Source organism: Natronococcus jeotgali DSM 18795, from assembly GCF_000337695.1.
GTDB classification, from domain to species: domain Archaea; phylum Halobacteriota; class Halobacteria; order Halobacteriales; family Natrialbaceae; genus Natronococcus; species Natronococcus jeotgali.
Genome location: NZ_AOIA01000153.1, coordinates 30,987 through 56,169 on the forward strand (window position 1 = coordinate 30,987; position 25,183 = coordinate 56,169).

The following is a 25,183-nucleotide window of genomic DNA, read 5'->3' on the forward strand; positions in this document are numbered from 1 at the left end:
CGTTTTCATCTTACCCGCTCTAGATTTTCGCTGGTAACCCCGTAGTCGACGGCGAACGAGCTGATCCGACCGCTCGAGGGATCGACGGTTTGACGACCGTACCAGAGCCCCCGCGGATCGCGGCGACGGCGACTCTCGGTCCGGCGCGGCGTCGCTCGCGGGCCGCGAGTTTTTGTACTATCGGGCGGCGAGGGTCGGGCCATGCACACCGACGGTACCGAACGGATCGGTCGGCGACCGAGCCGCGGACGCGAGGCGCGGTCCGCGCTCGAGGACCGACTCGCGGCGGGCGTCCGAAGCGGGCGCGAGCTCGAGGCGCTCGTCGGAGATCGAACCGTCTCCGTCCGGGACGGGGTCGACGAGGCGGCGTTTTTCTCCCGCGACGACGGGACGCCGACGGTCGCGAGCCGGTACGATCTCGAGCGCGCCGTTCCCGACGGGGAGAAACCGCACCTCCGGGAGCTCGAGCGGTACTGGGTGAACGAGCCGTTCGCCTTCGTCGTCGTTTTTCGCTCCGAGCGGGAGAACGAGCGGAAGTACTACCTGATCGAGCCGTCCCTGACCGCGATCGAGCGCGAGCTCCGGACGTTTCTCGCCGAGCGGCTGCGGACGTCGATCGCCTACGCCGACGGGGAGTCCCCCGAGGGCGACGACGGCGGTCGGCGGTCGGTCGTCGAGTCGGAGCTCCGGCGGCTGCTCGAGCGGTACGGCCTCGTCCGAGAGCCCGCCGACGGCGGTGGACTGCTCGGTAGGGTGGCAAGCGCCCTCGGAGCCGGCGGCCGCGACGCCGACGCCGGGCTCGAGGGCGCCGAGGTCCGCCCCGAGCGGGCGATCCTCGAGGCCGATCCGGAGACGTTGAGCGAGTACCAGATCGAGAAGCTACGGTACTACCTGACGCGGGATTTCGTCGGCTACGAGCGCATCGACGGGCTCAAACGCGACGCCGCGATCGAGGACGTCTCCTGCGACGGCTACGACTCGCCGGTGTTCGTCTACCACGCCGAGTACGAACAGCTCGTCACGAACGTCCGACACGGCACCGACGAGCTCGACGAGTTCGTCGTCTCGCTCGCCCAGCGCTCGGGCGCGGGGATCAGCAAGCGACGTCCCCAGGTCGACGCGACGCTGCCCGACGGCTCGCGCGCCCAGCTCACGCTCGGCCGGGAGGTCTCCGACCACGGCAGCAACTACACGATCCGCCAGTTCACCGACGTGCCGTTCACCCCGGTCGACCTCGTCAACTGGAACACCTTCTCGATCGATCAGATGGCGCTACTGTGGCTGGCGATCGAGAACCGCAAGAGCCTGCTCTTTGCCGGCGGCACGGCCTCCGGAAAGACGACGAGCCTGAACGCCGTCTCGCTGTTCATCCCCGCGGGCACGAAGGTCGTCTCGATCGAGGACACCCGCGAACTCGAGTTGCCACAGCGCAATTGGATCGCGAGCGTAACCCGCCCCTCCTTCGCCGACGACGGCGCGGACGCGGTCGACGAGTTCGACCTGCTCGAGGCGACGCTCCGACAGCGCCCCGACCACATCGTGATGGGCGAGGTTCGCGGCCGGGAGGGGCGGACGCTGTTTCAGGTGATGTCGACGGGCCACACCACGCACACTACCTTTCACGCCGACTCCGTCGACGAGGTGCTCAAGCGGTTCACGACGGCGCCGATCGACGTCTCGAAGACGATGTTCACCGCGCTGGACCTGGTCGCGGTCCAGACCCAGACCCGCGTCGACGGCACCAGAGTCCGGCGGAATCGGTCGCTGACCGAGATCAACAGCTACGATCCGGAGCGCGACGAGATCAACGTCGAGGACGTCTACCGGTGGGAGCCCGACGGCGACGACTTTCGGCGGGTCGGCGCCTCGAGCACCCTCGAGGAGATCGCGTTCGACCGCGGCTGGAGCGAGCGCCGCCTCGAGCGGGAACTGTTCGAGCGGACGGTGGTGCTCGCCCACCTCGTCGCGAACGGAATCGACGCCTACGCCGACGTCGCCGCGACCGTCCAGGCGTACATGAACGAGCCCGACGCGCTCCTCGCGGCGATCGCCGGCGGCGAACTCGCGGCGCGGCTCCCGGCGCTCAGGGAGCTCGAGAGCGTCTCGATCGACGTCGATCCGGCGATCGAGGACCGCGTCTCCCGACCGGAACCGTCGGCGGGAACGGCGCGGACGGCGGCGACGGTGCTCGAGCGGGCCGAGGAGTCGCTGTTCGACCGCTACCGGAGCGGAGTTACGGAATGAGCCGCGGTTCCGAGTCGCTCCCGAGCGCCGATTCGCTGGGCGATCGGTTCCTCCCGGTGTCCGCCCGCGCGTTCGCCGAGGACGGCCGGTTCGTCGCTCGCCTCGAGCGAAAGCTCGCCCAGGCCAGAATCGACGCCACCGTCGAGCACTACCTCTCGCGGGCGATCGGGATCGGCGTCGTCGCCGGTCTCTGTCTGGCGGTTCTGGGCGTACTCGTCGGCTACGGACTGTTCGGGACCGGGGTCGTCGGCGTCGGCGAGCTCCTCGGCGTTTCGCTGCCGAACCGAACCGCCGTCGCGATCGTCGAGACGCTCAAGGTACCTGCGCTCGTGACGGCTACCGGGCTCGCGTTCGGGACGCTGGGGTTTCTCGCCGGGTTCGGCTCGCTGGTGGCGATCCCCTACGCGCGCGCTGCGGGGCGCAGGCGGGAGATCAACATGCTGCTCCCCGACGCGGTCTCGTTTATGTACGCCCTATCGGTCGGCGGGCTGAACCGCCTCGAGATCGTCGAGGCGACGGCGCGGGCCGACGACGCCTACGGCGAGGTCGCCCGGGAGTATCGAACCGTCCACAGGGAGGCGGCCTACGCCGACGGCGACTACCGAACCGCGATCCGTCGACGGGCCCGGGAGACGCCCAGCGACGACCTCGCCCGGTTTCTGACCGATCTGCTCTCGATCCTCGACAGCGGGGGCGACGTCGAGCGGTTCCTCGAGGAGAAGCGAACGAAACTCGAGCGAGCCGCGAAGGGCGAACAGGAGCGCACGCTCGAAACTCTCGAGCTGTTCGGCGAGCTGTACATGACCCTCTCGCTGTTCCCGCTGCTGTTGCTCATCGTCACGGTCGTCATGCAGCTGCTTCCGAACGCGGCCGTGCCCAGCGAGGTGTTGTACCTGACCGTCTACGGACTGGTCCCGCTGATCGGGATCGCCTTTCTCGTCCTGATATCGACGGTTACGCACGACGACCCGGGCGACGGAACGCTCGTCCTCGACGCGGACGGCGAACGGGACGTGTTCGGCCCGAGCGCGCCGAACCGGTCCGGGGAGTACGCCGTCTTCGAGCGGATCGCGTTCCGCGAGCGGATCCGTCGAGTCGCGACGGCGGCGCGTCGCCCCCACCTGTTCTTCCGGGACAACCCGTCGTACACGCTCGCGGTCACCGTTCCCGCGTCGCTTGGCGCCATCGCGCTCGCGGTCGCGAGCGGGTCGGCGCCGACGAGCTGGAGCGGGCTGGTCGAGCGTCCCCTCTACGGAACCGCCGTCTACGCCTACCTCCCGCTGTACGTCGTCGGCGCTCCGCTCGCGCTCGCCCACGAGTGGAACGTCCGCCGCCGCGGGGCCGTCCTCGAGACGCTCTCCGCGGAGCTGTGGAAGCTCTCGAGTGCGAACGAGACCGGGCTGACGCTGCTCGAGTCGATCGAGTCGGTCGCCGAGACCGGAACCGGCAGGCTGAGCCGGGAGCTCGAGCGGATACGGTGGAAGGTCGACTACGGAACGAACCTGAAGCGGGCGCTCGTCGAGTTCGCAAACGCCTACCCGACGCCCCGCCTGGCAAGGACGACGCGGCTGATCGCGGAGAGCCAGGCCGCGTCGAACCGGATCGCACCGGTCCTTCGGACCGCCGCCCGGACGAGCGAGATCCACGACGAACTCGAGCGCGAGCGCAGATCGCGAACCCGGATGCAGGTCGTCGTCATCGTCATGACCTTCATGACGGTGTTCGCCGTGATCGCGATCCTCGAGACGCGGTTTCTCGACTCGGTGGCCGGGGCCGGACTCGGCGAGATCCGGGCGTCGAACGCCGGTGCCGCGTCCGGCGGCGCCGTTCGCGCCGACGTCGTCGGTCTCCTGTTGTTCCACGCGGTAACGCTGCAGGCGATCGTCTCCGGATTCCTGTGTGGATACGTCCGCACCCTCGAGCCGGTGAGCGGACTCAAGTACGCGCTCGGGCTGTCGACGGTCGCGCTCGTCGGCTGGACGGTGGTGGTCTGACGTGGCGCCCGCGGACGACCGCGCGCAAACGACCCAGGACTTCGCCGTCGGGATCGGCGTCTTCCTGCTTTCGGTCGCGCTCGTCTTCGCCGCGCTCCCGACGCTCGCGCCGTCCGACGCCGCCGACGCCGAGCGCGAGCGAGCCGAGCGGATCGCGGATCGGTTCCTCGCCGAGTTCGCGACGCACAACGAACTCGACGGCGCGCGGGTCGTCGCGGCGCTCGAGGGCGACGACCCCGGGCGTCCGCCGGGGGTCGGCGACGACGTCGGCGTCCGCCTCGAGCGGCTCGACGGATCGCTCCTCGAGCACGCGGACGGAGGGGTCCCGCTCGTGGCGGAGCCGACCGCCCCCGACGGCAGACCCGCGGCGAGCGCGGCCCGCATCGTCTCGCTCGACGGATCGATCGAACTCGAGGTCGGGGCGGACGATCCGGCCTACAGACTCGTCGTGGAGGTGTACCCGTGACCGGAGCCGACAGGGGACAGGCGTACGCCCTCGAGGGCGCGGTCGCCGCGACGATTCTGCTGACGGCGCTGCTGGTCGCGGCGCAGTCGGCGGCGCTCGTGTCCCACGGGGCGGACGATCGGACTCCCCGGTCGCAGCTCCAGCAGGAGACCCGGGACGCGCTCGTCGTCGCCGGCGAGGGCGACCTCTCGGCGACGGTTCGAAGCTGGCACCCCGACGCGACGGCCTGGAACGGGAGCGCCGAAGCGGGCCGGAGCGCGTTCTACGGTACCGATCGTCCGTCCGCGGACGGCGACGGCGAACGAACCTACGGGGTAGACGCTTTCGCCGAACGGTCCGCGCTCGGGGCGATCCTGGAGGCGCGCTTCGCCGACCGCGGGTGGAACTACGACGTCGAACTCGTCACCCACCACGAAGACGGTCCCGAGACGACGACGCTCGTCGACCAGGGGTCGCCGTCGGCCGAGGCTGTCGCCGCGAGCTACGCGGTAACCCTGTTCGAGGGCGACCGCCTGACCGCGGACGGGAACCACGTCGACCTCGAGACGGCCCGCGAGACCCAGGAGTATCCGATCGCGCCGACCGCCGGGGGCGGCGCCGTCTACGCCGTCGTGGAGGTGCGCGTAACCGTATGGTAGGATCGATCGGTCGCGGGCCCGGTCGATCGTCCCGCGACCGGGGGCAGCTCCTGGTGTTCGGAGCGGTCGCACTGGCGGTGATCGCGATCGGATTCGTCGCCGCGGCGGGAACGGTCGGAGTCGCCTCGTCGCCCGCGAGCCCGGACGCCGGCGAGGAGGCGGTCGTCGAGGCCAAGCTCGAGCGGGGGATCGGCTGCCTGCTCGAGCGCGCGAGCGACCGGTCGGCGTCGACCGCGCCTCACTCGCTCGAGCGGGTCGTCGAGGCCGAACTCGACGTCTTCGCCGACGACTACCGAACCGTCCGTACGGGAGCGACGTCGACGGAGATCGGACTCGAGCTCGAGGACGTCTCCATAACGCGCCGCGACGATACCTACGCGGTCGAAAACGCGACCGTTCGCGCGACGATCGAAGCGCCAAATCGGCGCTCCGAGCGGACGCGAACGATCGAGGCGGCCTGTCCGGAGGGGGAGCCGTGATCGACGGTCGGGTGGCGGAGCGAGGGGTCTCGATGACCGTTACGTACGTCCTCGCGCTCGGAATCTCGGCGGCGCTGATCGCACTGCTGCTGGCCGGAGCCGGAACCGCGCTCGAGGCCGAGACGGAACGGGCCGCCGAGCGCTCGCTCGAAGCCGTCGGCCAGGAGCTAGCCGGCGAGATCGAGGCCGCGGATCGGATCGCCGTCGGCGGGAACCAGGCCGTCGCTCGAGTCGGCGCGCCTCGAACGGTCGCGGGAAGCGGGTATGACGTCGCCGTTCGGACCGAGTGCGACGAGGTTGCGGACGGGACGGGCTGTCTCCGACTGGACGCCCACGGCGTCGACGTCGCGGTCGTCGTCCCGGTTTCGACCGCGGCGGACCTCGAGGCGGGGACCGTCCCGGGCGGACCGCTCGAAGTCGTCGCCGCGGACGGGCGGATCGCGCTCGAGGTGAGCGAGCGGTGATCCGCGCCCGAACGGGAACGGACGGGGCGGAATCGGACGAGAGGGCCGTCTCGGAGGTGCTCTCGTTCGTGCTCGTCTTCGGGCTCGTTCTCGCAGCGGTCGGGGTCCTGTCGGTCGCGGGACTCGGGGTCGTCGACGATCACCGGGAAGCCGAGCAGCTCCGCGCGGCCGAACGGGGGATGACGACCCTCGCGGCGGAGCTCGACGCGCTCGCGCGATACGGCGGTCTCGAGCGACGCGTCGCCGCCGTGGCGCTCGGCGACGGCGAGTTGACCGTCGCCAACGGCGGGACCGAGGTCACGGTCGCGGTCGACGGCGACCCTGTCGGCGCACCGATCCGGCTGGGGGAACTCGCCTACCGGTCGGCGGCCGGAACGGTCGCCTACGACGGCGGCGCGGTGATCCGAGCCGACGAGCGGGGAAGTCGACTCCGAACGCGACCGACGGTGTCGTGTCGCGGCGGGACCGCGACGATCTCGCTGGTGCGGGTCGAAGCGGGCGATCGGACGGTCCGTACCGGCGGGCGGACGACGGTGACGGCTCGAGTCGCCAACCGGAGCAGTGAAACGCACAAAATCGAGGAGAACGTCGCCGTGTCGGCTCTCGAGACCGACTACCGGCGAGCGTGGAACGACGTCGAGGACGAACTGGACGGCTGCGGCGCTGACCGCCTGCGGCTGACGGTGACGACCGTCTCGATCGAGACGTGAGTTCGGAGGACGGGGCGGCGTCGACTACTTCAATCCGGGCGGTGGCCCGTCGTCGGAGTCGTCCTCGAGTTCGACGTCGAGCCCCATCTCCTCGCGTTGCTGTTGAAGCCGCTGGACCTTCCGGTAGTAGTAGAGCATGCCGGCGCCGCCGAGCAGGACGACGGCTCCCACGAGGCCAGCAAACAGCGGAACGTCTCGGGTCTGGTAGTACCGAAGCGAGATCGTACTATCGACCTCGTCCCAGACCAGTCGTTCCCGGTCGTCGACGATCTCGCGTTCGTACTCGCCGGGGCTGACGTCGCCGAACAGGAAGTTCGTCGTTCGATACCCCGCGGGAAGGGTCACCTCGTAGGAACCGGAGACGTACGCCGGCAGCTGGAAGGTTCGACTACCGGTGTCCCCGGAGAAGGCGAGCGTGCCGTTTCCGTCCGGCACCGCGACGTCGGTGCTCGAGCGACCCTGCTCGATCTCGAGTTCCGATCCAGTCACCTCGGTTCCGTTGGGATACCAGTAGCGGACGCTGTGGACATCCAGGGCCTCCTCCCGGTAGAGGCTCGAACGGTACAGCGACAGCTCCTCGGTCTCGTTGAGGTCGTAGACCGCGCGGAACTCGCCGCTGGTGAGGAAGCTTCCGCTCTCGACGTCGACGGCGACGTCGGCGTCGCCGTCCCGCAGATCGTCGTACTCCTGGTCGCGGTCGAGCTCCTCGTCGGAGATGCCGCCGAAGATCGCCGAGCAGCCGGCCGTCGTCGCGAGCAACGCGACCGCGATCGCCGCGAGAGCGAGCCGCCGATTCATGCTAGGGAACGACGCATCGCAGCTCCGCGGGGAGGTACTCGCCGACGCTCGCGAGCAGGCCCGGCGGATCCGTTCCTTCGGTACAGATCACGCTTTGCTCGAGCAGACCGAGGCGTTCGACGGTGACGTAGTCCTGCGCGTGGCCCGCGCGGTTGAGCGTCGCCCGGACCTCGGCACGCGTGGCGCTGTTGACGTTGAGCCGACCGTCGCCGCGGGTCCACTCGTAGAGGTGGTCGCGCTCCTCGTCGGCGAGGCGGGGCGGTTCGTCCTCGCGGTAGACGAACCGCAGCGGGAGGTGCTGGACCAGCCCGTACCGTTCGCGGATCTGGGTCGGCGAGCCGGGGCCGAGCCCGAGTTCGTCGGCCGGGATCTCGATCGGACGGCCGGCGTCGAGGACGAACCCCTCGTCGCTCCAGGACTCGAGCGTCCCGACGTAGGTTTCGCCGGGCTCGAGGTCGGTACCGATCTCGCCGAACTCCTCGCGGAGGACGTTACCCGCGACGACGACGTCTTCGCCCTCGAGGGCGACCTCGGGGAAGTCGTCGTCCCGGATCGAGAGGTCGAACGCGACGTCGAGCCCGCCGATCTCGTTGTCGATCAGCGAGCGCAGCGAATCGGTCGCGCGCTCGCGGGCGTCGCCCTCGACGTAGAGCTTGGTTGCGAGTACGACCATCAGGCGTCGGCGTCGATGTTCAGTTCGTCCTCGAGGGCGTCGAGGCGGTCGTCCATCGCGTCGACCAGGCGATCGTTGTCCATCGATTCGACCGGCGAGCCACACTCGGGACACTCGAATCCGAAGTCCATCGCCTCGCCGAATTCGAAACGGATCGAGCAGATCTCACAGAGGTAGAACTCGTGGTTGCGCTCGTACTCCCGGCGATCCTCCAGGGCGTCGTGGAGCCGGTACATCTCCTCTTCGAGGTTCTCCGGGATGTTGTCGTACTCGAAGGTCCAGAGGTACGTGAGCCAGCCCGAGTCCTCGTCGCGCAGCCGGCGGTAGCTGGCGAGGTCGTTCTCGTAGAGAATAAACAGCGCGCGCCGGACGTCGTTCAACTCGAGATCCAGCTCCTCGGCGAGCTCCTCGTCGGTCACTTCCCCGTCCGGCGGCGCCGCCGCGACGGGCATCCCCGTGGGACCGACCAGCTCGTGCAAGTACTTCTGGATGACCGGATCCTCGAGCAGGTCCTCAAAAGCCATTGCCTACACGTAGCGCGATCGGCCCATTAAGTCTTTTGAGCGACGCCGTACCGAGTCGACGGCTCCGATTCGGGTATCCGCGATCCACAAAGATATATGGATTGATATGACGTACGACCGAACGATGACGTCGTTTCGAGCGGCGATAGGCGACGAACTCGATCCGAAAGCGGTCGTCGGAGTCACGGCTGTCCTCGCCGTTTTCGCGGTTATGACGGATTTCTCTGCGGGCTCGGTGATCGCGATCCCGGCGGGACTCGTCGCACTCGACGCGCTCAGGGCCGTCTGCACCGCACGCGACTATCCGGACGCCGCCGCCGGAGTCGTCCTCGGTGCGGTCGGCGGACTCGTATTCGCCTCCCTCGCGATCGGAGACGGTGCCGTCGTCTACGGGGTCCTCGCCGCCGTCGCCGCGTGGCTCTGTCTCGACTCGCTGTACGACCTCCGTCACGGAATCGACCGCTCGAGCGACCCTGACGACGACCTCTCCGAGGACGAGTACTACCTGGTCTCGGCCCACGGCTGGGCGGTCCTCCGGGAGCTTCGCGAGGCCGGCCGCCCGCTGTCGCGCGGGGAGCTACAGGATCGAACGGGACTGCCCGACGAGGACTTCGAGCGCGTCGTCGAAACCGTCGGCGATACGGGCCCGCTCGAGCGGGTCGGCACGGGCTACGTCCTCGACGAGTCGGAGACCGGGACGGCGGCAATGATCCGATCGATCGCCCGCGCGGTCGGCCGTCGACTCCGTCGACCGCTGGGGCTGCTGGGCCCGCTCAAGCCGTAGCTCGAGAGGTGGTTTAATTCACTGCGTATTGAATAGAGACAAAGCATATGCCGGATCGGTGTCACGCCGATGGTATGGACGACTCGCGGAAGGCGCTCATCGCCGGACTGCTCGGGATTCTCGTCGCCGTGCTGACGGTCCTCTGGGAGACCGGGCTGCTCTAGGACTCCTCGGCGGGTTCGACGCGCTTGCCCGTTTCCATCGGGATCACCTCGCGGTCGGCGTCGACCCACTCGCGCTCGAGTTCGCGGCCCTCGAACAGCCTGTCGAGAAACACGGCCAGACCCGCCACCTCGGAGTGGGGCTGGTTGGTGACGCCGACGTTCCAGTCGGCGGCCTCGTAGACGTCGAACGGAACCTTCTCGGAGCCGACGACGACCAGCAGCGGCTCCCCGTCGTCCTCCCGGGCCGAACGGATCTCGTCCTCGACGTCCTGGATCCGCTCGCCGTACATCGTGAGATGGACGACCCGCCCCTCCCAGTTCCGGATGCGCGCCTGGGGCGAGTCGGTCAGTTCGGCCTCGAAGGGACCGCCGAACCGGTCGGTGATGTCGACGACGGTCTCGAGGGACTGGCCGGCGTTGTCGGGGAGCCAGACGCGGTCGGCCCCGAGCGCACGCGCCGTCAGCCCGACGTGGGTCGTCATCCGCTCGTCCCGACCGGGCCGGTGGCCGAGCCGGAGGACGGCGACCTCGCTATCGTTGTGCATGGTTACGAGGAGTTCGGGCGACGGTTAGGGGGTTTCGCTTTCCGCGCAGCCCCCGGCCGAAGGTCCCTGCGAACGGGCGGGGAGCCACGGTCGGAACGCGTAGTTATTAGGTAACACACGGCCGACGGTGCGTATGAGCAACGAACCGAACGACGAGGGGTGGACGACGTTCACGGACGGGTTCATCGTTCCGATCGCCGGATTGCTGGCGCTGCTGTTCGCCGTAATGGCCGGAATGAGCGTGTTTCCCGCCCTGTCCGGATCGCCGCAGGACCTGCTGACGCCGATCATCTTCGGCGGCGCCGCCATCCTGTGTTTCCGCCTGCGACGGCGGGCGATCGAGGCCAGGGGCGACGACTGAGTCCGTTCCGCCGTAGTCCCCTAAGGCGAACTCGCTCAGTCGCGTTGTCGCTTGGCCGTCTCGAGCGAGAAGAAGAACCCGAAGTACGCCGGGATCCCCGCGGCCATGAACATGTAGAAGGCCCACGTGGGCGCGCTCGTGAAGACGAAATCGAACAGGAAGCTCACGAGCGCGACCCAGACGACGGCGAACAGCAGGTCGTACAGCATGCCGGTTCCGTTCTCGGCGACGTGTTCGCGCACGCGATCGACGACGCTCATCGCGTCGGCCCTCCGGCGTGCGTGGATCGTAGCCGTCTCATGTCGAGAGCGTGGGTTCGATGGAACCTCAGTCTTGCGTCCGCTCAGTCGTCGGGCTCGTAGTCGACGACCAGCACCGGAACGTGCGTCGACCGGAGCACCCGTTCGGTGACGCTCCCGAGCAGCGCCCGGCGGACGCCCGAGCGACCGTGACTGCCGATCACGACGAGATCGATGTCGTTGTCCTCGGCGTAGTCGGCGATCAGTCGGTGGGGCTGGCCGCCGGCGTGGCGTTCGTAGGCGGTCAGGCCGGCGGCTTCGGCCGCGTCCGTGACGTACCCGGTCGCCTCCTCGGCGTCCTCCCGAAGTTCCGTCATGCCCTCGAACTGGCCCTGACGGATCCGATCGACCTGTTCGGTTCCCAGCCCGTACGCGATCGCGTCGGTGTCGGCGACGAATATCGCGTGGACGTCGGCGCCGTAGCGCTCGGCGATATCGATCGCGTGTTCGACCGCTGCCTCAGCGACCTTGCTGCCGTCTGTCGGAACGAGTATGCGTTCGTACATCGGTTAGTCGTCCGCGGGAGTGTTTCCGCTTCCGTTCTTTTCGGCGACGATGTCGGCGGCCGTCTTGTCCTTCGGCATCGGGTCGGGGCTGTGACACTGCCTGACCATCTGTTTGGTCTCGAGCGGCGGCTCGGTGGTCACCAGCGAGACGACGATCGTGACCGCGAACACGATCGGCGTCCCGATGAGCGCCGACCCGATGGCCGGCATCCACGTCGCGATAACGTCGATGCCGAGTCCGCCGTCGATGAGGCCGAAGTTCCCCTCGTTGAACATGGGGATGAACCAGACGACGATCCCGGTCGTCATGCCGGCGAGCGCGCCCGGACGGTTCGTGTTCTCCCACCAGAGGCCGAGGAAGAACATCGGGAACAGCACGATGGCCGCGAGCGAGAACGCGAACCCGACCAGAGCCGCGATCGGCTGTTGCGGATTCATCGCGAAGACGATCGTGAGCAGGCCGATCAGGATGATGCTCAGGCGGCCGACGAGCACCTGCTGGCGCTGGGTCGCGTCCTCGTTGATGATGTTCGCGTAGATGTCGTGGGAGATCGCCGAGGAGGCGGCGATGAACAGTCCGGCCGTCGTCGCGACCGCCGCGGCGATCCCGCCCGCCGCGACGAAGCCGACGAACCACGACGGCAACTCGGCGAGTTGTGCGGCCAGCACGACGAGGACGTCGCCGGCGGCGCCGGTCATGCCGGGGTCGCCGTACACGGCGCCGATCTCCTCACCGTAGAGCGCGGTGCCGATCGCGGCGAAGGCGGGCGCGCTCAGGTACAGCAGCGAGATGAAAAACAGCCCCCAGGTGCACGACCAGCGGGCCACGCGCTCGTTTTTGACCGTGTAGAACCTGACCAGCACGTGGGGCAGTCCGCACGTCCCGAAGACCAGGCTGAAACACGTCGCGATCCACAGGTAGTAGCTCCCGCCGGCGAACGGCTCCGAGAACTCGGCGGCGAGACCGTCGATCATCATCCCGTACTCGAGCTGGGGGAGGATCGTCGTGTACCCCGCCGACCAGCCGGTGACGAGGAGCCCGAGCAGGAACGCGACGATGAGGATGACGTACTGGAGGACCATGTTCTTGGTCGCGCCGAGCATCCCCGACAGCGAGAGGTACCCGACGGTGATCACCATGAACACCACCATCATCGTCTGGTAGGCCGACAGCGCGCCGCCGGTGAGCGCCGACCAGTCGCCGAGGATATACATCCCGACGAGTCCCATCCCGCGGGCCTGTCCGAGCGCGTAGACGAACCCGATCAGGAACGTGGTGATGGCCGCGAGGGCACGTGCGGTGTCGGAGTTAAAGCGATCGCCGACGAAATCGGGTGCGGTGTACTTCCCGAACCGACGCATCTGGGCGGCCATGAAGATCAGCAGGATGAAGTATCCCGTCGTCCAGCCGACGACGTACGCCAGCCCGTAGACGCCGGAGATGGCGACGGTGGCTGCCACGCCGAGGTACGTCGCCGCAGACATCCAGTTGGCCCCGATGGCCATCCCGTTCTCGATGTTCCCGATCGAACGGCCGGCGACCCACATGTCGTCGGTGTCGGCGACCTTGAACATGAAGCCGGCGACGATGAACAGGAGCATCATACCCATGACGATGACCGACGGGATGGGTTTGAACGAGACGTTGAGCCCCTCCGGAAGCAGTCCCTCGTCGGTTTGCAACACGATTCCGTCCGTCGCGCCGGCCGCGAGATCCGCCAGCAACGGAGCGCCGTCGATCATTCGTCGACACCTCCGTCAGTTGCTGCCGCGTCGTCCGGGACGGAATCGGTCGTCTCCGGTTCGACGACGCCCTGTTCGATACCGTACTTGTCGTCGATCTGATCCCGCTTGCGCGCGTACCAGACCGAGAGGACGAGCGCCGCCCCCGGCCCGACGATCGCGAGCAAGAAGTAGTGTAACGGGAATCCGATCAGCGGCATCTGACTCGTCATGAGGTCGGGTGCGAGACGCGTCGCCGTAATCGGCGCGAACGTCGTCAACACCCAGATGGCGAAGCCGGTCCAGATGATCCGCAGGTGATCCCGCATGAAGGGTGTCGCCGGCTTCAGGAGGTTGATTTCGACGTCCATATAGTCGATCTGCTGTTCTCGTTCGACATCGCTCAGTCCGCCGTCGGTTGCGATGTCGTGGGGGTCGTCCGTGTCGTGGTTGGTTTTCTCTGACATAGTCGCGCGTGTCGCGTGTCGACCACGTGTTTTCGGTGTTCGAAGAATTCCCCTCGGAGGGAACTCGTCAGTTCGATTCGACCTGCTGCTGGATGTCGTCGACGACCTCGGGGTTGCGAAGCGTCGACGTGTTACCGAGTTCGTTGCCGCTGGCGATGTCCTCGAGCAGGCGGCGCATGATCTTGCCCGAACGGGTCTTGGGGAGTTCGGGCGTGAACACGACCTCTTCGGGCTTTGCGATCGGGCCGATGGCGTCGACGACACCCTCGATGATCTCCTCGGAGAGGTCGTCGTCGCCCTCGTAGCCGTCCTCGGTGATGACGTAGGCGTAGACGGCCTCGCCTTTCACCTCGTGGTCGCCGCCGACGACGGCGGCCTCGGCGACGCCCTCGACGCCGACGATGGCGCTCTCGATCTCCATCGTCCCCAGCCGGTGGCCGGAGACGTTGATCACGTCGTCGACCCGGCCGAGGACGGTGATGTAGTCGTCGTCGTCGATCTTCGCGCCGTCCTCGGGGAAGTACACCCACTCGTCGGCGTCGGGGTCGGAGTACTCCTCCCAGTACTCCTCGATGAAGCGGTCGTCGTTCCGGTAGAGCGTGCGCAACATTCCGGGCCACGGCTTCTGGACGGTGAGGTAGCCGGCCTCGCCGGCGTCGACCTCCTCGCCCTGCGCGTCGACGATCCGCGCGTCGACGCCGGGCAGGCCGGGTCCGGCGGAGCCGGGTTTCATCTCGTTGACCCCCGGCAGCGTGGTGATCATGTGGCCGCCGGTTTCGGTCTGCCACCAGGTGTCGACGATGGGACAGTCCTCGTTGCCGATGTGCTTGTAGTACCACTTCCAGGCGCGGGGGTTGATCGGTTCGCCGACGGTCCCGAGCAGCCGCAGCGAGGACAGATCGTGTTTCTCGGGGTACTCCTTGCCCCACTTCATGAACGCCCGGATCGCGGTCGGCGCGGTGTAGAAGACGTCGACCTCGTTCTTCTCGACGATCTCCCAGAACCGGTCCTTGTCCGGATAGTCGGGGGTGCCCTCGTACATCACCGTCGTCGTGCCCAGCGCCAGCGGCCCGTAGACGATGTAGGAGTGGCCCGTAATCCAGCCGATGTCGGCCGAACACCAGTAGGTGTCACCGGGCTCGAGGTCGAGCACCGCCTGGGAGGTCCAGGCCGTGTAGGCGAGGTAGCCCGCGGTCGTGTGCTTGACCCCCTTGGGCTGGCCCGTCGTCCCCGAGGTGTACATCAGGAACAGCATGTCCTCGGCGTCCCGCGTGACGGGCTGGACGGTCTCGCCGCGGTTGTCGGCGACCAGCTCCTCGTAGTCGTGCTGGCCGTCCTCGAGCGAGTGGTCGAGGTCGTCGCCGAGGCGGTCGACGACGACCGTCGTCGTCTCGTGGTCGACGTCCTCGAGGCCCTCGTTGGTCTTCGAGATGTGATCGAGCGCGTCGCCGCGGCGGTAGTAGCCGTCGGCGGTGAGCAGGTACTCGCTGTTAGCGGAGTTCATCCGGGTCGCGAGCGCGTCGGCGGAGAAGCCGGCGAACACCACCGAGTGGGGCGCGCCGATGCGGGCGCAGGCGAGCATCGCGATCGTCAGCTCCGGGATCATCGGCATGTACAGCGTGACGACGTCGTCCTCCTCGACGCCGAGGTCCTGGAGCGTCGCGGCGACGGCCTGGACCTCCTCGAGAAGCTCCTCGTAGGTGTACGAGCGGGTCTCGCCGAGTTCGCCCTCCCACTCGACGGCGGTTCGGTCGCCGTCGCCCGACTCGACGTGTCTGTCGACGCAGTTGTAGGAGGCGTTGAGCTCCCCGCCCGAGAACCACTCGTAGAACGGCGCCTCGCCCTCGTCGAGGACGGTGTCGTACTCCCGCTCCCAGGAGAGCAGATCGGCTGCCCCCTCCCAACACTCCGGCCAGTTCTCCTCGAACTCCTCGTAGATCCCCTCGTCCGTTACGTTCGCCTGCTCGACGAACGACTCGGGCGGCTCGAAGGTGTCCTGCTCCTCGAGCCGCGCCTCGAGACTAACGTCGTCCTGTGACATGGTACAACCACTCAGTGAACAACAGCCATAGTAAAGCCTGCCTCTAGTTGTACAAAACGATCCCTCCAAACGCCGCGGAACGCGGTGGCGACAGTTCTATTTTCACCAAATATAGTGTGGAAGTAGCGTCGATCGGCGGTTCGATCCGGACGTCCGCCGACGCGGCGGTCGCGACCGCGCGACGGGATCGGCGGGCTGCGAGGGGACGCTAAAGATCTAGGTTCTCGTCGTCGATCCGTTCGTCGATCGTCGACGGCTACTCGTCGGCGGGATCGTCGAAGAAGGTCCGCAACAGCTCGCGTTGACCCTTGCGGAGGTGGCTGTGCAGCGTCGGCGAGGAGACGCCCATCGCGTCGGCGATCTCCTCGGCCGTGCTCTCGCGGGGCCAGTCGTAGTACCCGCCGGAGTAGGCCGCACGCAGGGCGGCCTCCTGGCGGTCGGTCAGTCGCTCCTCGAGCCCCTCCCGGAACTCCCGACCCGTCTGGACCGGGCGTTCGGTCTCGCGTTTGCCGGCCAGCTCCGAGTCGGGAAACGCCGACCGGAGTCCGGTGACGATCGTCCGGATGTCGGCGTCGGCCGCGCACTCGGCGACGATCGTTCCGGTTCCCTCCTCGAAGCGCGCCTCGCGGACGGTGACGCCGTACTCGGTCAGCGTCAGCGTCGGCGAGGACCCCTCGACGACGAACTCGAGGCGGCAGGCGTCCTCGTAGGTCTCGATGAGCCGACAGTCGTCGATCCCGGGAACCGCCTCCGCGCGCTCGAAGACGTCGGCCGGCGACGCTCCCTCGAGGCGGACGTAGTACAGCTGCGTCGAATCCGAGAGCGGTACCAGCGAGTCGAGTTCGACGCGACAGTCGAACCGTCGACTCGTCTCGACGAAAAAGGAGTCCTCGTCCCGGCAGACGAACTCGAGTTCGACCACGCGATCCGACAGCAGAAGGTTGCGCCGGCGGATCGCGGCGACGGCGTATCCGACCTGTCGGCCGATCGTCTCGAGCCAGGCTCGCTCCGTCTCGTCGAACGCCGCCGCGCGCTCGGTCGCGACCGTCAACCGCCCGTAGACGGTGTCGCCGTACCACACCGGGACGGCCGCGACGCGACCCGCGAAGGAGCCGTCCGCAACTGTCGCTTCGATCCCCGTCGCGACCGCGACCGCCCCGGTTCCGGTCGCCTCGGCGATCCCGTCTCCCGGGTCGTCGCTCTCCGAAACGCCCGTTCCGTTCGGACGCCGGTCCCGAGCCGAGGACCGCGGTTCGCCCCACTCGTCGGGGACGAGTCGGTCGACCTCGTCGGCTTCGAGCCCGCCGGCCGTCCGCCACTCGCCGCGGCGGTCCGAGTGGGTCGTCCGGTCGATCCAGGCGGCGTCGTAGGTTCGGCCGTCGGCGAGGACGGTACAGGTCGCAGTCTCGACTTCCTCGTGGCTCGTCGCCTCGAGCAGCGCGTCCGTCAGCGCTCGGTGGCGGGCGGCGACGTCGGACGTCCGTTCGAGGTCCTCGCGATCCGATCGAACCGCCTCGAGGCGCTCGTGGTGCTGCGAGACGTCACAGACCAGCAGGGCGAACCCCCGGGAGCGGTGTCGGTCGTCGCGCAGCGGCGTGACGACCGCGACCGCGCGAAACCGACTCCCGTCCTCGCGAACGAACCAGTCGTCGCCCTCGTAGTTTGATTCCTCGAGGGCGCGGGTAAGCGCCCGGCCGGGCAGACCCCGCTCGACCGCCTCGTCGGCGTACAGCGCCGAGACGTGGGTGCCGACGATATCGCCGGCGGAGTAACCGAACGTCGACTCGGCGCTGCGGTTCCACCGATCGACGTAGCCGTCGGACTCGAGCCTGACCAGCGCGCAGCGGTCGCTCGCGGTCAGCAGCGACCGCACGACGCTCCCGTCGCTCACCGTCCGTTCGCCGCCCGAGTCGGGGTTCGGGTTCGCCTCGACGGCGGCGAACTCCTCGACGATCTCGTCGTCGGTCGGACTCGAGAGGTAGGGTTCGAGGGCCTCGAAGCTGCTCCAGCCGCCGACCCGCTTGACGACCAGCGGGTTGATTCCGCGGTCGATCAGCGCGGTCTCGAGGAAGTACCGCCGGAGGTCCTCCGTCGAGACCGACGCGAGGGTCGGCTCGTCGAACCGCTCGCCGGCGCGTTCGGCGACCTCGGCGACGAGCATCTGGAGCCGTCGGGCCGAGACCGAAAAGACGGGCTCGTCGCTCGAGATCCCGTTGCTCCGGACGTACCGCCGCAGCTCCCGCTCGAGGGACGTCGGGAGATACGCGACCCGCGAGCCGGAAAGTCGGAGCAGGTAGCGGGGCGGGTCGGTCCGCACCCGGTCGATCGCCCCCGGAGTCACGTCCGCGAGTTCGGCCGGGCGGAGCCCGACCTCGCCACAACAGCGGACGACGAGCGCCTCCCGGTAGGTTTCGGCGGCGTCGAGAAGCGACTCGTACCCCTCGCGTGAGAGCGCGGCGGACTCGGGTTCGGGCTCCTCGAGACTCACGTTTCGAGTATTTTGAACGCGCGAAAATAACTGTATCGGCACCGGTCGAGTAAGCGACTGATACTCCGCTTTCCCCTCGAGCTGTGGCCAGGTCTGGCGTTCGCGATCGTCGCGTACGCGAACCGTTTACTCGGTTCGGACCGAAGACTGGATTTCGCCGACGATCTCGGGGTTTCGCAGCGCGCTCGTATCGCCCAGCTGGTTGTCGTTCGCGACGTCCTCGAGTAGGCGACGCATGATCTTGCCCGAGCGGGTCTTCGGCAGCTCGGGGGTGAACACCACGGAGGCGGGAGTGGCGATGGGACCGATCGAGGACTCGACGCTCTCGACGATCCGCTCGCGGAGGGTTCCGTCGGGATCGCAGCCGGCCTCCGTACTAACGTAGGCGTAGATCTCGGTGTCGCCGTCGCTCGAGCGCCCGACGACCGCGGCCTCGACGACGCCGTCGACGCCGGTGATCGCGCCCTCGATCTCCATCGTGCTCAGCCGGCGTCCGGAGACGTTGATCACGTCGTCGACCCGGCCGAGGACGGTGATGTAGCCGTCGTCGTCGATCGTCGCCGCGTCGCCGCTGAAGTACCACCAGCGGTCGTCGTCGGGATCGGAGAACTGGCTCCAGTACTCCGACCGGAAGCGGTCGTCGCCGTCGTAGAGGGTGCGGGCCATCCCGGGCCACGGGCGGGCGATCGTGAGATACCCCGTCTCGCCGGGGTCGACCTCATCGCCCTCGGCGTCGACGACTCGAGCGTCGATCCCCGGCAGGGCGGGGCCGGCGGAGCCGGGTTTCATCCCGTCGACGCCCGGCAGCGTCGAAACCGTGATCGCGCCCGTCTCGGTCTGCCACCAGGTGTCGACGATCGGCGCCTCCCCGCCGCCGATATGCTCGCGGTACCAGCGCCACGGGCGAGCGCTGATCGCCTCGCCGACGGTCCCGAGCAGCCGCAGCGAGGAGAGGTCGTGTTTCTCGGGGTACTCCTCGCCCCACTTCATGAAGGCTCGAATGGCCGTCGGCGCGGTGTAGAAGACGTCGACGGCGTTCTTCTCGACGATCTCCCAGAGCCGATCCCGGTCGGGGTAGTCGGGGGTGCCCTCGTACATCACCGTCGTCGTGCCCAGCGCCAGCGGCCCGTAGACGATGTAGGAGTGACCCGTGATCCAGCCGATGTCGGCCGCACACCAGTAGGTGTCCGCAGGTTTGACGTCGAGCACCGCCCGCGAGGTCCAGGCGACGTGCGCGAGGTACCCGCCCGTGGTGTGGACGACGCCCTTGGGCTCGCCCGTCGTCCCCGAGGTGTACATCAGAAAGAGCATGTCCTCGGCGTCCCGCGTGACGGGCTCGACGGTCTCGCCTGCGTGGGCCGCAACCAGCTCGTCGTAGTCGTACTCCCGCTCGCCGAGCACGTGAGGGAGGTCCTCGCCGAGCCGATCGACGACGACGGTCTCGACGTCCTGCTCGAGCGAGATCAGGGCGTTGTCGACCTTGCTCTTCTGGTTGAACGCGTCGCCCCGGCGGTAGTAGCCGTCGCAGGTCACCAGGTACTCGCTGTCGGCGGCGTCCATCCTGGTCGCCAGCGCGTCCGCGGACAGCCCCGCGAACACCACCGAGTGGGGCGCGCCGATGCGTGCACAGGCGAGCATCGCGATCGGCAGCTCCGGAATCATCGGCAGGTACAGCGTGACGATATCGCCCTCCTCGACGCCGAGATCCAGCAGCGTCGCCGCGAACTCGTTGACCGCCGTCGCGAGGTCCTGGTAGGTGTAGGTCTCGCGCTCGCCGCGCTTTCCCTCCCACCGGATCGCCGCGTGGGTCTTCCGGCCCGCCTCGAGGTGTCGATCCAGGCAGTTGTACGAGGCGTTGAGCTTCCCCCCGGAAAACCACTCGTAGAAGGGGGCCTCGCCCTCCTCGAGGACGGTGTCGTACCGGCGGTCCCAGGAGAGCAGGTCGGCCGCCCGCTCCCAGCAGTCGGGCCACTCCCGCTCGAACGCCTCGTGGATGGCCTCGTCCGCGACGTTCGCCTGCTCGACGAACGACGCGGGCGGGTCGTGGGACGGACCGGTAGGCACCGACGCGTCGGCGTCCCACCCGTTGCGGTCGACCATGTCTTAGTTGACCCGAGGTTGCTCAGTCGAATAAACGTTCCTCCGGCCGCCCCGTCGGGAGCGCTACGACCGGACGGAGTCGACGTCCTCGATGTCGCCGGCCTCGGACTCGGAGTGACGAACGACGTAGACGTCGTAGCGGTGGTCGTTCGCGACGGGGCTGCCGACGCTCGACTGCGGCGAGATCACCGATCCCGCGTTCTCCGAGCCGATGAAGACGACGCTGGCGCCGAGCTCGCCGGCGATCCGTTTGATCTCGCGGACGACGTTCGTCGTCGCGGTCGCGGTCGGCTCGTCGGAGTTGACGCGCTCGACCCGGAACGTCGCCTCCGGCGCGACGTCCTCGACCCGGCGTTGCATCCCCGAAGCGATCGCCTCGGCGTCGAACGGCTCCCCCTTGCCGATCCAGCCCCGATCGCGGGCGTACCCCTCGTCGTCGGGGATCACGGTCAGGGCGACGACCTCCTCCTCGAGGAGGTCGCCGAACGTCGAGGCGCGCTCGAGGGCCTTGCGGGCGAGCACCGAACCGTCGAACGGAACGAGAAGCGACATTACGGCTACCCACACTGAGGGCGGAAGTAAATGTTCGGTCTGGAGCAATCGGTCCGAGGCGGAACGACGACGCCCGCCCGGATCGACGGGCGAGCCGAAATCGGGGAGCGGCTCCGACTCCGGTCGCCTGTCACTCCGCGGTCTTGATGAGGAACTTCATGTCGCCCTGGAAGACGACCGTACCGTCCTGATTGGTCATCTCGGTGTCCAGTACGACCAGCCCGGCGTCGTCGCGGCTTCCGGCGTCTTTGGTCTCGGTGACTTCGATATCGAGCGAGAGCGTGTCGCCGATGTAGACCGGGTTCGGCAGATCCATGTAGTTCATCCCGAGGAACGCGAACGCGGTCCGCTCGACGATTCCGGTTCGGTAGACGAACCCCGTCGCCTGGACGAACGTCATCGGACCGTGGGCGATCCGTTCGCCGAACGCGCTGTCCTCGGCGTACTCCGCGTTGGTGTGCAGTTCCGTCCAGTCCCCGGCCAACGCGGAGTGCATGACGAAATCGGCCTCGGTTACCGTCCGCCCGACGCTCTCGAAGGTCTGTCCCTCCTCGAAGTCCTCGAAGTAGTGGGGCTCGTAGCTGTAGGCCATGCGACACTCATTAAAACCTCAGTATAAATAATTTACTTCGAGAATCGCCCGCCGAGATCGGGACGGCTAGCCGAACATCCCGTCGAACAGCGTCGCCTCCGCCCGCCGGAGCCGCTCGAGAAACGCCGACTTGCTGATCCCCAGCTCCGCCGCGACGTCCTCGGAGCTGGCCTCGCGCGGGATCTCGAAGTAGCCCGCCTCGAGGGCGGCCCGGAGACACGCCTCCTGCGCCGGCGTCAGCTCCCACCGGCGGGCCGGAGACTCGGCCGTCTCGGCCTCGAGGGGGTAGACGCGCTCGAGGGTGACGCCGACGGTCTCCCCGGCCGCCTCCATCACCCCCTTGAGAACGTCGCGGCCGACGACGGCCCCGCCGATCCGCGCCGCGCCGTCGCGGTAGCGCAGCGTCTCGACGATGAGCCCGCCGTCGATCAGTCGGCGGACGACGCAGGGGTGTTTCGACAGACAGCGGTACCGAGAGCGGCCGTCCGTCCGCGAGACGTAGAGGTAGGAGATCCGCTCGTCGTCCTCGAGGACCCGCGCGAGCCGATCCGACGTCGACGCCTCGAACTGGAGGAGGTCGTGCCCGTCGCTGCGTCGCTGCGGGGGACGCGCGTCGATCTCGGCGTCCGTCGCCGCGGTCGCCTCCGCGAGCGGACAGTCGTCGTGTCGGACCCCGAACTCCACCGCGAGACAGTCCTCGATCACGGCGAACCGGTTCGGTTCTTCCCGCCGTTCGGACTTAAAGCCACGTCATGTGGCGGTCAAGTGCTAAGGGCGAGTCTGTCCCGATTTATAATGACATGGACCTGGACGCAATCGAGGAGCGCGCGGGGCCCAGGGCCTTCAGCCCCGCCGACGAGCTACCGCGGGAGTACCGGGAGGCCGCGACCCGGATGATCGAGTTTCACGCCAACAGCGAGATCATGGGGGCGTACCTCGAGCGACCGTTCATCCGGCAGGCGCCGAGCATCGACCGGAAGCTGGCCTTCTCCGCGAAGACGCAAGACGAGATCGGCCACGCTCAGTTGCTGTACCGCGCCGCGGAGACGCTCGGGGTCAAAAGCCGCGAGGAGATGCTCGACGACCTCGCGAACGGCGACGGGAAGTTCCTGAACTGCTTTCACTACCCCCTCGAGAGCTGGGTCGAGGTGCCGATGATCTCGTTTTTCGTCGACGGGGCAGCGATGCGCCGGCAGGCGACGCTGCGGCGAACCAGCTGGGAGCCCTACGCCCACGCGATGGACAAGGTCTGCTTCGAGGAGGGCTTTCACGTCAAACACGGCGAGGACATTCTCACGGAGCTGATGACGGGCTCGCGCAAGGAGCGGCGACTGACCCAGGCGGCCTTCGAGGAGTGGTGGCCCCGCATCATCCAGTTCTTCGGGCCGACCGACGACGACAGCACCCACCACGACTTCGCGGCCGCAGTGGGGCTCAAACAGCAGTCTAACGACGAACTCCGCGACGCCTTCCTCGACCAGTACATCCCCAAAGCTCGCAAGCACGGCCTCGAGATCCCCGACGAGCCGCGCATTCGCGAGCGCGACGACGGCACCTACGCGGTCGAGGAGGACGACCTGGACTGGGACGAGTTCTTCACGATCGCGAAAAACGAGTACGAGCCCGGAGTCGGTCAGATCGACGAGCGCAAGCGCGCCCGGGAGGCCGTCGGCTGGGTTCGCGACGCGCTCGAGGACGACGCGGTAGCCGCCGACGGAACGGCGCCGCAGGCGGCCGACTGACCATGATCTGGGAAGTGTTCCGCCAGGAGAAGGCGGGAGGGTACCACGCCCACTGCGGAAACGTCCACGCGCCCGACCGCGAGATGGCCAGGCAGTTCGCCGCGATTCAACACGGCCGACGCAAGCCGACGAACAGCCTCTGGGTCGTCCCGCGGGAAGAGATCGGCGAGATCGGCGCCGACGAGGTCGCCTTCGGCGGGACGACCGACAAGATCTACCGGTGGGCGACGGCGTACAATACGACCGCCGGGGACGCGAGCGAGGTCGTCGAGTCCGAGGACGAACAGGCGACCGCCGAGCGACGGAGGGGTGACGACCGATGAGCTTCGAGGATCCGGACGACCTCGAGGAACGCGAGCGAGAGGCCCTCGAGACTCTGCTGAAGCGCCTGGGCGACGACGAGTTCGTGCTGGCCGAACGCTACACCGAGTGGCAGGTCCGCGCACCGACCCTCGAGTCCGACCTCGCGCTGGCGAACGTCGCCCAGGACGAACTCGGCCACGCGCGTCTCTGGTACGACGTGCTCGGCGACCTCGACTTCGAGGAGCGTGACCTCGTCTACGAGCGCGACCCCGGCGACTTCCGGCACAGCACGCTCGTCGAACTGCCCTTCCCCGAGGGCGATTGGGCCGACGCCGTCCTCCGGTCGTACCTCTACGATTCAGCCGAGGAGCTCCGGTTCGATGCGCTCGTGGACTCGTCCCACCCCAAGATCGCCGACCGCGTCGAGAAGATTCGCCAAGAGGAGACCTACCACCTCGAGCACGCCCGGAACTGGCTCGAACGGCTCGCTGCGGGCGAGGACGGACGCCAGCGGCTGCAGGACGCCCTCGATCGGCTGTTCCCGCACGCGCTGACGCTGTTCGAACCGGCCGACGAGGAGACCGAAGCCGCGGTCGTCGACCTCGGACTCCGGGACGCGACCCTCGAGGAACTCGGCGAGGCGTGGCTCTCGACGGTGGTGCCGTCCCTCGAGTCGCTCGACCTCGAGGTGCCCGTCGAGACGCGAACCGACGAGGAGGACGCGCTCGTCGTCACCGCGGCGACGCTCCCCGAGGAGCGTGGCCGAGACGGCACCCACACCGACGCGTGGGTCGACCTCCACGACGAACTCACCCACACCTACCGCGAACTCGAGCGCGAGGCGCCGACGAAACTGATGGGGGATCGGGAATGAGTGGCGAGACGCCACCCGCCGACGACGAGACGGGGACGACGCCCTGCGCGTACACCGACTACCGCGAGGGCGGCCCGGCGACCGATCTGCCTGCGACCGGTGCGGACGCGACCGGCCTCGAGGCCGACGTCTGGGACGCCCTCTACGCGGTCGAGGACCCCGAGATGCCGATCAGCGTCGTCGATCTCGGGCTGGTCTACGGGCTCGAGGTCGAGGAGGGCGTCGCGATCCTCGAGGTGACGCTGACGTACTCGGGCTGTCCCGCTCGCGAGATGCTGACGGACGAAATCGAGGCGGCGGTAGCGTCCGTCGAGGGGGTCGAGGACGTGCACCTCGAACTCGTCTGGAGCCCCCCCTGGTCCGTCGAACTGGTGACGGAGCGGGGAAAGGACGACCTGCGGGAGTTCGGACTGAGCGTATGAGACGGAGCCGAGACCCGAGCGTCACGACCGGTGGCGAGGACGCGGGCGCAGAGTGTCCGTACTGCGAGTCGACGAACACCGTCCGCGAACACCCGAAGGGGCCGTCGCTCTGTCGGTCGATGCACTACTGCAACGGCTGCGAGCAGCCCTTCGAGAAGTTCGAGTGACGCAGAGAGCGGAGACCTCACCCTCACCCAACACCGGCCCGACAGCGTGACGGTCGGGGCGTCG

28 protein-coding genes are annotated in these 25,183 nt (G+C 68.2%); 14 read left to right on the plus strand and 14 right to left on the minus strand.

What is annotated here, in order from left to right; genetic code table 11:
- Window positions 1-201 precede the first annotated feature (201 nt).
- The 7 genes from C492_RS18180 to C492_RS18210 are packed head-to-tail and all read left to right on the plus strand — an operon-like array spanning window position 202 to window position 6,995.
- On the plus strand, window positions 202-2,244 hold the full coding sequence (locus tag C492_RS18180) for a type II/IV secretion system ATPase subunit (RefSeq protein ID WP_008426283.1): 2,043 nt from the start codon (window positions 202-204) through the stop codon (window positions 2,242-2,244).
- A complete protein-coding gene (locus tag C492_RS18185) occupies window positions 2,241-4,238 on the plus strand; it encodes a type II secretion system F family protein (protein ID WP_008426284.1) in 1,998 nt (665 codons plus the stop codon). The genes C492_RS18180 and C492_RS18185 overlap by 4 nt, the downstream gene beginning before the upstream one ends.
- A 1-nt stretch (window position 4,239) precedes the next feature.
- A complete protein-coding gene (locus tag C492_RS18190) occupies window positions 4,240-4,704 on the plus strand; it encodes a DUF7287 family protein (RefSeq protein ID WP_008426285.1) in 465 nt (154 codons plus the stop codon).
- Entirely contained in the window at window positions 4,701-5,342 is a 642-nt protein-coding gene (locus tag C492_RS18195; RefSeq protein WP_008426287.1) for a DUF7288 family protein, read from the plus strand. Before C492_RS18190 ends, C492_RS18195 begins: the two co-directional genes overlap by 4 nt.
- Entirely contained in the window at window positions 5,336-5,821 is a 486-nt protein-coding gene (locus tag C492_RS18200) for a hypothetical protein (RefSeq protein ID WP_008426289.1), read from the plus strand. Before C492_RS18195 ends, C492_RS18200 begins: the two co-directional genes overlap by 7 nt.
- Before the next feature lie 11 nt (window positions 5,822-5,832).
- Window positions 5,833-6,285 (plus strand): DUF7266 family protein, encoded by a 453-nt coding sequence (locus tag C492_RS18205; RefSeq protein WP_008426291.1) that lies wholly within the window; start codon window positions 5,833-5,835, stop codon window positions 6,283-6,285.
- Window positions 6,282-6,995, plus strand: coding sequence for a DUF7289 family protein (locus tag C492_RS18210; RefSeq protein WP_008426294.1), 714 nt, complete (start codon window positions 6,282-6,284; stop codon window positions 6,993-6,995). Before C492_RS18205 ends, C492_RS18210 begins: the two co-directional genes overlap by 4 nt.
- Window positions 6,996-7,019: 24 nt before the next feature.
- Here C492_RS18210 and C492_RS18215 read toward each other — a convergent pair whose 3' ends face one another.
- From C492_RS18215 to C492_RS18225, 3 genes are read right to left on the minus strand one after another with little or no spacing between them, the layout of a single operon-like run.
- Complete coding sequence (locus tag C492_RS18215; protein WP_008426296.1) at window positions 7,020-7,793, minus strand: DUF5803 family protein; 774 nt, start codon at window positions 7,791-7,793, stop codon at window positions 7,020-7,022.
- A gap of 1 nt (window position 7,794) precedes the next feature.
- Window positions 7,795-8,466, minus strand: coding sequence for a DUF2110 family protein (locus tag C492_RS18220; protein WP_008426298.1), 672 nt, complete (start codon window positions 8,464-8,466; stop codon window positions 7,795-7,797).
- Complete coding sequence (locus C492_RS18225) at window positions 8,466-8,990, minus strand: transcription factor TFIIE subunit alpha (RefSeq protein WP_008426300.1); 525 nt, start codon at window positions 8,988-8,990, stop codon at window positions 8,466-8,468. Before C492_RS18225 ends, C492_RS18220 begins: the two co-directional genes overlap by 1 nt.
- Before the next feature lie 124 nt (window positions 8,991-9,114).
- On the opposite strand from C492_RS18225, the gene C492_RS18230 reads away from it, so the two are divergent.
- The gene (locus C492_RS18230) at window positions 9,115-9,774 is read left to right on the plus strand and encodes a hypothetical protein (protein ID WP_152424947.1); all 660 of its coding nucleotides are present in this window, start codon (window positions 9,115-9,117) and stop codon (window positions 9,772-9,774) included.
- Between the two features lie 160 nt (window positions 9,775-9,934).
- On the opposite strand, the gene C492_RS18235 is transcribed toward C492_RS18230, so the two are convergent.
- Window positions 9,935-10,483 carry a tRNA (cytidine(56)-2'-O)-methyltransferase gene (locus C492_RS18235; RefSeq protein ID WP_008426304.1) on the minus strand — a complete coding sequence of 183 codons (549 nt, stop codon included), beginning with the start codon at window positions 10,481-10,483 and terminating at the stop codon, window positions 9,935-9,937.
- Between the two features lie 133 nt (window positions 10,484-10,616).
- Here C492_RS18235 and C492_RS18240 point away from each other — a divergent pair, with 133 nt between their 5' ends.
- On the plus strand, window positions 10,617-10,844 hold the full coding sequence (locus C492_RS18240; RefSeq protein WP_008426306.1) for a hypothetical protein: 228 nt from the start codon (window positions 10,617-10,619) through the stop codon (window positions 10,842-10,844).
- 35 nt (window positions 10,845-10,879) lie between these two features.
- Here C492_RS18240 and C492_RS18245 read toward each other — a convergent pair whose 3' ends face one another.
- The 10 genes from C492_RS18245 to C492_RS18290 all read right to left on the minus strand — a co-directional run bounded on the left by C492_RS18245 (window position 10,880) and on the right by C492_RS18290 (window position 22,316).
- Window positions 10,880-11,104, minus strand: a complete 225-nt coding sequence (locus C492_RS18245) for a hypothetical protein (protein WP_008426309.1) — start codon at window positions 11,102-11,104, stop codon at window positions 10,880-10,882.
- An 83-nt stretch (window positions 11,105-11,187) separates the two neighbouring features.
- A complete protein-coding gene (locus C492_RS18250; protein WP_008426310.1) occupies window positions 11,188-11,649 on the minus strand; it encodes a universal stress protein in 462 nt (153 codons plus the stop codon).
- Window positions 11,650-11,652: 3 nt separating this feature from the next.
- Entirely contained in the window at window positions 11,653-13,392 is a 1,740-nt protein-coding gene (locus tag C492_RS18255; protein WP_008426312.1) for a sodium:solute symporter family transporter, read from the minus strand.
- Complete coding sequence (locus C492_RS18260; RefSeq protein WP_008426314.1) at window positions 13,389-13,838, minus strand: DUF4212 domain-containing protein; 450 nt, start codon at window positions 13,836-13,838, stop codon at window positions 13,389-13,391. Before C492_RS18260 ends, C492_RS18255 begins: the two co-directional genes overlap by 4 nt.
- 67 nt (window positions 13,839-13,905) lie before the next feature.
- Window positions 13,906-15,879 (minus strand): acetate--CoA ligase, encoded by a 1,974-nt coding sequence (gene acs, locus C492_RS18265; RefSeq protein WP_008426315.1) that lies wholly within the window; start codon window positions 15,877-15,879, stop codon window positions 13,906-13,908.
- A 256-nt stretch (window positions 15,880-16,135) separates the two neighbouring features.
- Window positions 16,136-18,367, minus strand: coding sequence for a bacterio-opsin activator domain-containing protein (locus tag C492_RS18270; RefSeq protein ID WP_008426316.1), 2,232 nt, complete (start codon window positions 18,365-18,367; stop codon window positions 16,136-16,138).
- Window positions 18,368-18,493: 126 nt separating this feature from the next.
- Complete coding sequence (acs, locus tag C492_RS18275) at window positions 18,494-20,467, minus strand: acetate--CoA ligase (RefSeq protein WP_008426318.1); 1,974 nt, start codon at window positions 20,465-20,467, stop codon at window positions 18,494-18,496.
- A gap of 63 nt (window positions 20,468-20,530) precedes the next feature.
- Window positions 20,531-21,019: a universal stress protein gene (locus tag C492_RS18280; protein ID WP_008426320.1), complete on the minus strand. Its 489-nt coding sequence runs from the start codon at window positions 21,017-21,019 to the stop codon at window positions 20,531-20,533.
- A gap of 130 nt (window positions 21,020-21,149) precedes the next feature.
- The gene (locus C492_RS18285; RefSeq protein ID WP_008426322.1) at window positions 21,150-21,611 is read right to left on the minus strand and encodes a MaoC family dehydratase; all 462 of its coding nucleotides are present in this window, start codon (window positions 21,609-21,611) and stop codon (window positions 21,150-21,152) included.
- 66 nt (window positions 21,612-21,677) lie between these two features.
- A complete protein-coding gene (locus tag C492_RS18290) occupies window positions 21,678-22,316 on the minus strand; it encodes a helix-turn-helix domain-containing protein (RefSeq protein ID WP_008426324.1) in 639 nt (212 codons plus the stop codon).
- Window positions 22,317-22,411: 95 nt separating this feature from the next.
- Here C492_RS18290 and paaA point away from each other — a divergent pair, with 95 nt between their 5' ends.
- From paaA to paaE, 5 genes are read left to right on the plus strand one after another with little or no spacing between them, the layout of a single operon-like run.
- Window positions 22,412-23,353: a 1,2-phenylacetyl-CoA epoxidase subunit PaaA gene (paaA, locus tag C492_RS18295; protein ID WP_008426326.1), complete on the plus strand. Its 942-nt coding sequence runs from the start codon at window positions 22,412-22,414 to the stop codon at window positions 23,351-23,353.
- A 2-nt stretch (window positions 23,354-23,355) separates the two neighbouring features.
- The gene (gene paaB / locus C492_RS18300; RefSeq protein WP_008426328.1) at window positions 23,356-23,676 is read left to right on the plus strand and encodes a 1,2-phenylacetyl-CoA epoxidase subunit PaaB; all 321 of its coding nucleotides are present in this window, start codon (window positions 23,356-23,358) and stop codon (window positions 23,674-23,676) included.
- Entirely contained in the window at window positions 23,673-24,530 is an 858-nt protein-coding gene (gene paaC, locus C492_RS18305; RefSeq protein WP_008426331.1) for a 1,2-phenylacetyl-CoA epoxidase subunit PaaC, read from the plus strand. Before paaB ends, paaC begins: the two co-directional genes overlap by 4 nt.
- Window positions 24,527-24,952: a 1,2-phenylacetyl-CoA epoxidase subunit PaaD gene (paaD, locus tag C492_RS18310; RefSeq protein WP_008426333.1), complete on the plus strand. Its 426-nt coding sequence runs from the start codon at window positions 24,527-24,529 to the stop codon at window positions 24,950-24,952. The genes paaC and paaD overlap by 4 nt, the downstream gene beginning before the upstream one ends.
- Window positions 24,949-25,119, plus strand: a complete 171-nt coding sequence (gene paaE, locus C492_RS24765) for a 1,2-phenylacetyl-CoA epoxidase subunit PaaE (protein WP_008426334.1) — start codon at window positions 24,949-24,951, stop codon at window positions 25,117-25,119. The genes paaD and paaE overlap by 4 nt, the downstream gene beginning before the upstream one ends.
- The last annotated feature ends 64 nt before the right edge of the window (window positions 25,120-25,183 follow it).

Coding starts and splice junctions, on each gene's coding strand:
- C492_RS18185 (WP_008426284.1), top strand. CDS start 2,241: ATGAGCCGCGGTTCCGAGTCGCTCCCGAGCGCCGATTCGCTGGGCGAT.
- C492_RS18180 (WP_008426283.1), top strand. CDS start 202: ATGCACACCGACGGTACCGAACGGATCGGTCGGCGACCGAGCCGCGGA.
- paaC (WP_008426331.1), top strand. CDS start 23,673: ATGAGCTTCGAGGATCCGGACGACCTCGAGGAACGCGAGCGAGAGGCC.
- C492_RS18260 (WP_008426314.1), bottom strand. CDS start 13,838: ATGTCAGAGAAAACCAACCACGACACGGACGACCCCCACGACATCGCA.
- paaB (WP_008426328.1), top strand. CDS start 23,356: ATGATCTGGGAAGTGTTCCGCCAGGAGAAGGCGGGAGGGTACCACGCC.
- C492_RS18255 (WP_008426312.1), bottom strand. CDS start 13,392: ATGATCGACGGCGCTCCGTTGCTGGCGGATCTCGCGGCCGGCGCGACG.
- C492_RS18245 (WP_008426309.1), bottom strand. CDS start 11,104: ATGAGCGTCGTCGATCGCGTGCGCGAACACGTCGCCGAGAACGGAACC.
- C492_RS18235 (WP_008426304.1), bottom strand. CDS start 10,483: ATGCACAACGATAGCGAGGTCGCCGTCCTCCGGCTCGGCCACCGGCCC.
- C492_RS18285 (WP_008426322.1), bottom strand. CDS start 21,611: ATGGCCTACAGCTACGAGCCCCACTACTTCGAGGACTTCGAGGAGGGA.
- acs (WP_008426318.1), bottom strand. CDS start 20,467: ATGGTCGACCGCAACGGGTGGGACGCCGACGCGTCGGTGCCTACCGGT.
- C492_RS18240 (WP_008426306.1), top strand. CDS start 10,617: ATGAGCAACGAACCGAACGACGAGGGGTGGACGACGTTCACGGACGGG.
- C492_RS18225 (WP_008426300.1), bottom strand. CDS start 8,990: ATGGCTTTTGAGGACCTGCTCGAGGATCCGGTCATCCAGAAGTACTTG.
- paaA (WP_008426326.1), top strand. CDS start 22,412: ATGGACCTGGACGCAATCGAGGAGCGCGCGGGGCCCAGGGCCTTCAGC.
- C492_RS18200 (WP_008426289.1), top strand. CDS start 5,336: ATGGTAGGATCGATCGGTCGCGGGCCCGGTCGATCGTCCCGCGACCGG.
- acs (WP_008426315.1), bottom strand. CDS start 15,879: ATGTCACAGGACGACGTTAGTCTCGAGGCGCGGCTCGAGGAGCAGGAC.
- C492_RS18215 (WP_008426296.1), bottom strand. CDS start 7,793: ATGAATCGGCGGCTCGCTCTCGCGGCGATCGCGGTCGCGTTGCTCGCG.
- C492_RS18280 (WP_008426320.1), bottom strand. CDS start 21,019: ATGTCGCTTCTCGTTCCGTTCGACGGTTCGGTGCTCGCCCGCAAGGCC.
- C492_RS18230 (WP_152424947.1), top strand. CDS start 9,115: ATGACGTCGTTTCGAGCGGCGATAGGCGACGAACTCGATCCGAAAGCG.
- paaD (WP_008426333.1), top strand. CDS start 24,527: ATGAGTGGCGAGACGCCACCCGCCGACGACGAGACGGGGACGACGCCC.
- C492_RS18250 (WP_008426310.1), bottom strand. CDS start 11,649: ATGTACGAACGCATACTCGTTCCGACAGACGGCAGCAAGGTCGCTGAG.
- C492_RS18220 (WP_008426298.1), bottom strand. CDS start 8,466: ATGGTCGTACTCGCAACCAAGCTCTACGTCGAGGGCGACGCCCGCGAG.
- paaE (WP_008426334.1), top strand. CDS start 24,949: ATGAGACGGAGCCGAGACCCGAGCGTCACGACCGGTGGCGAGGACGCG.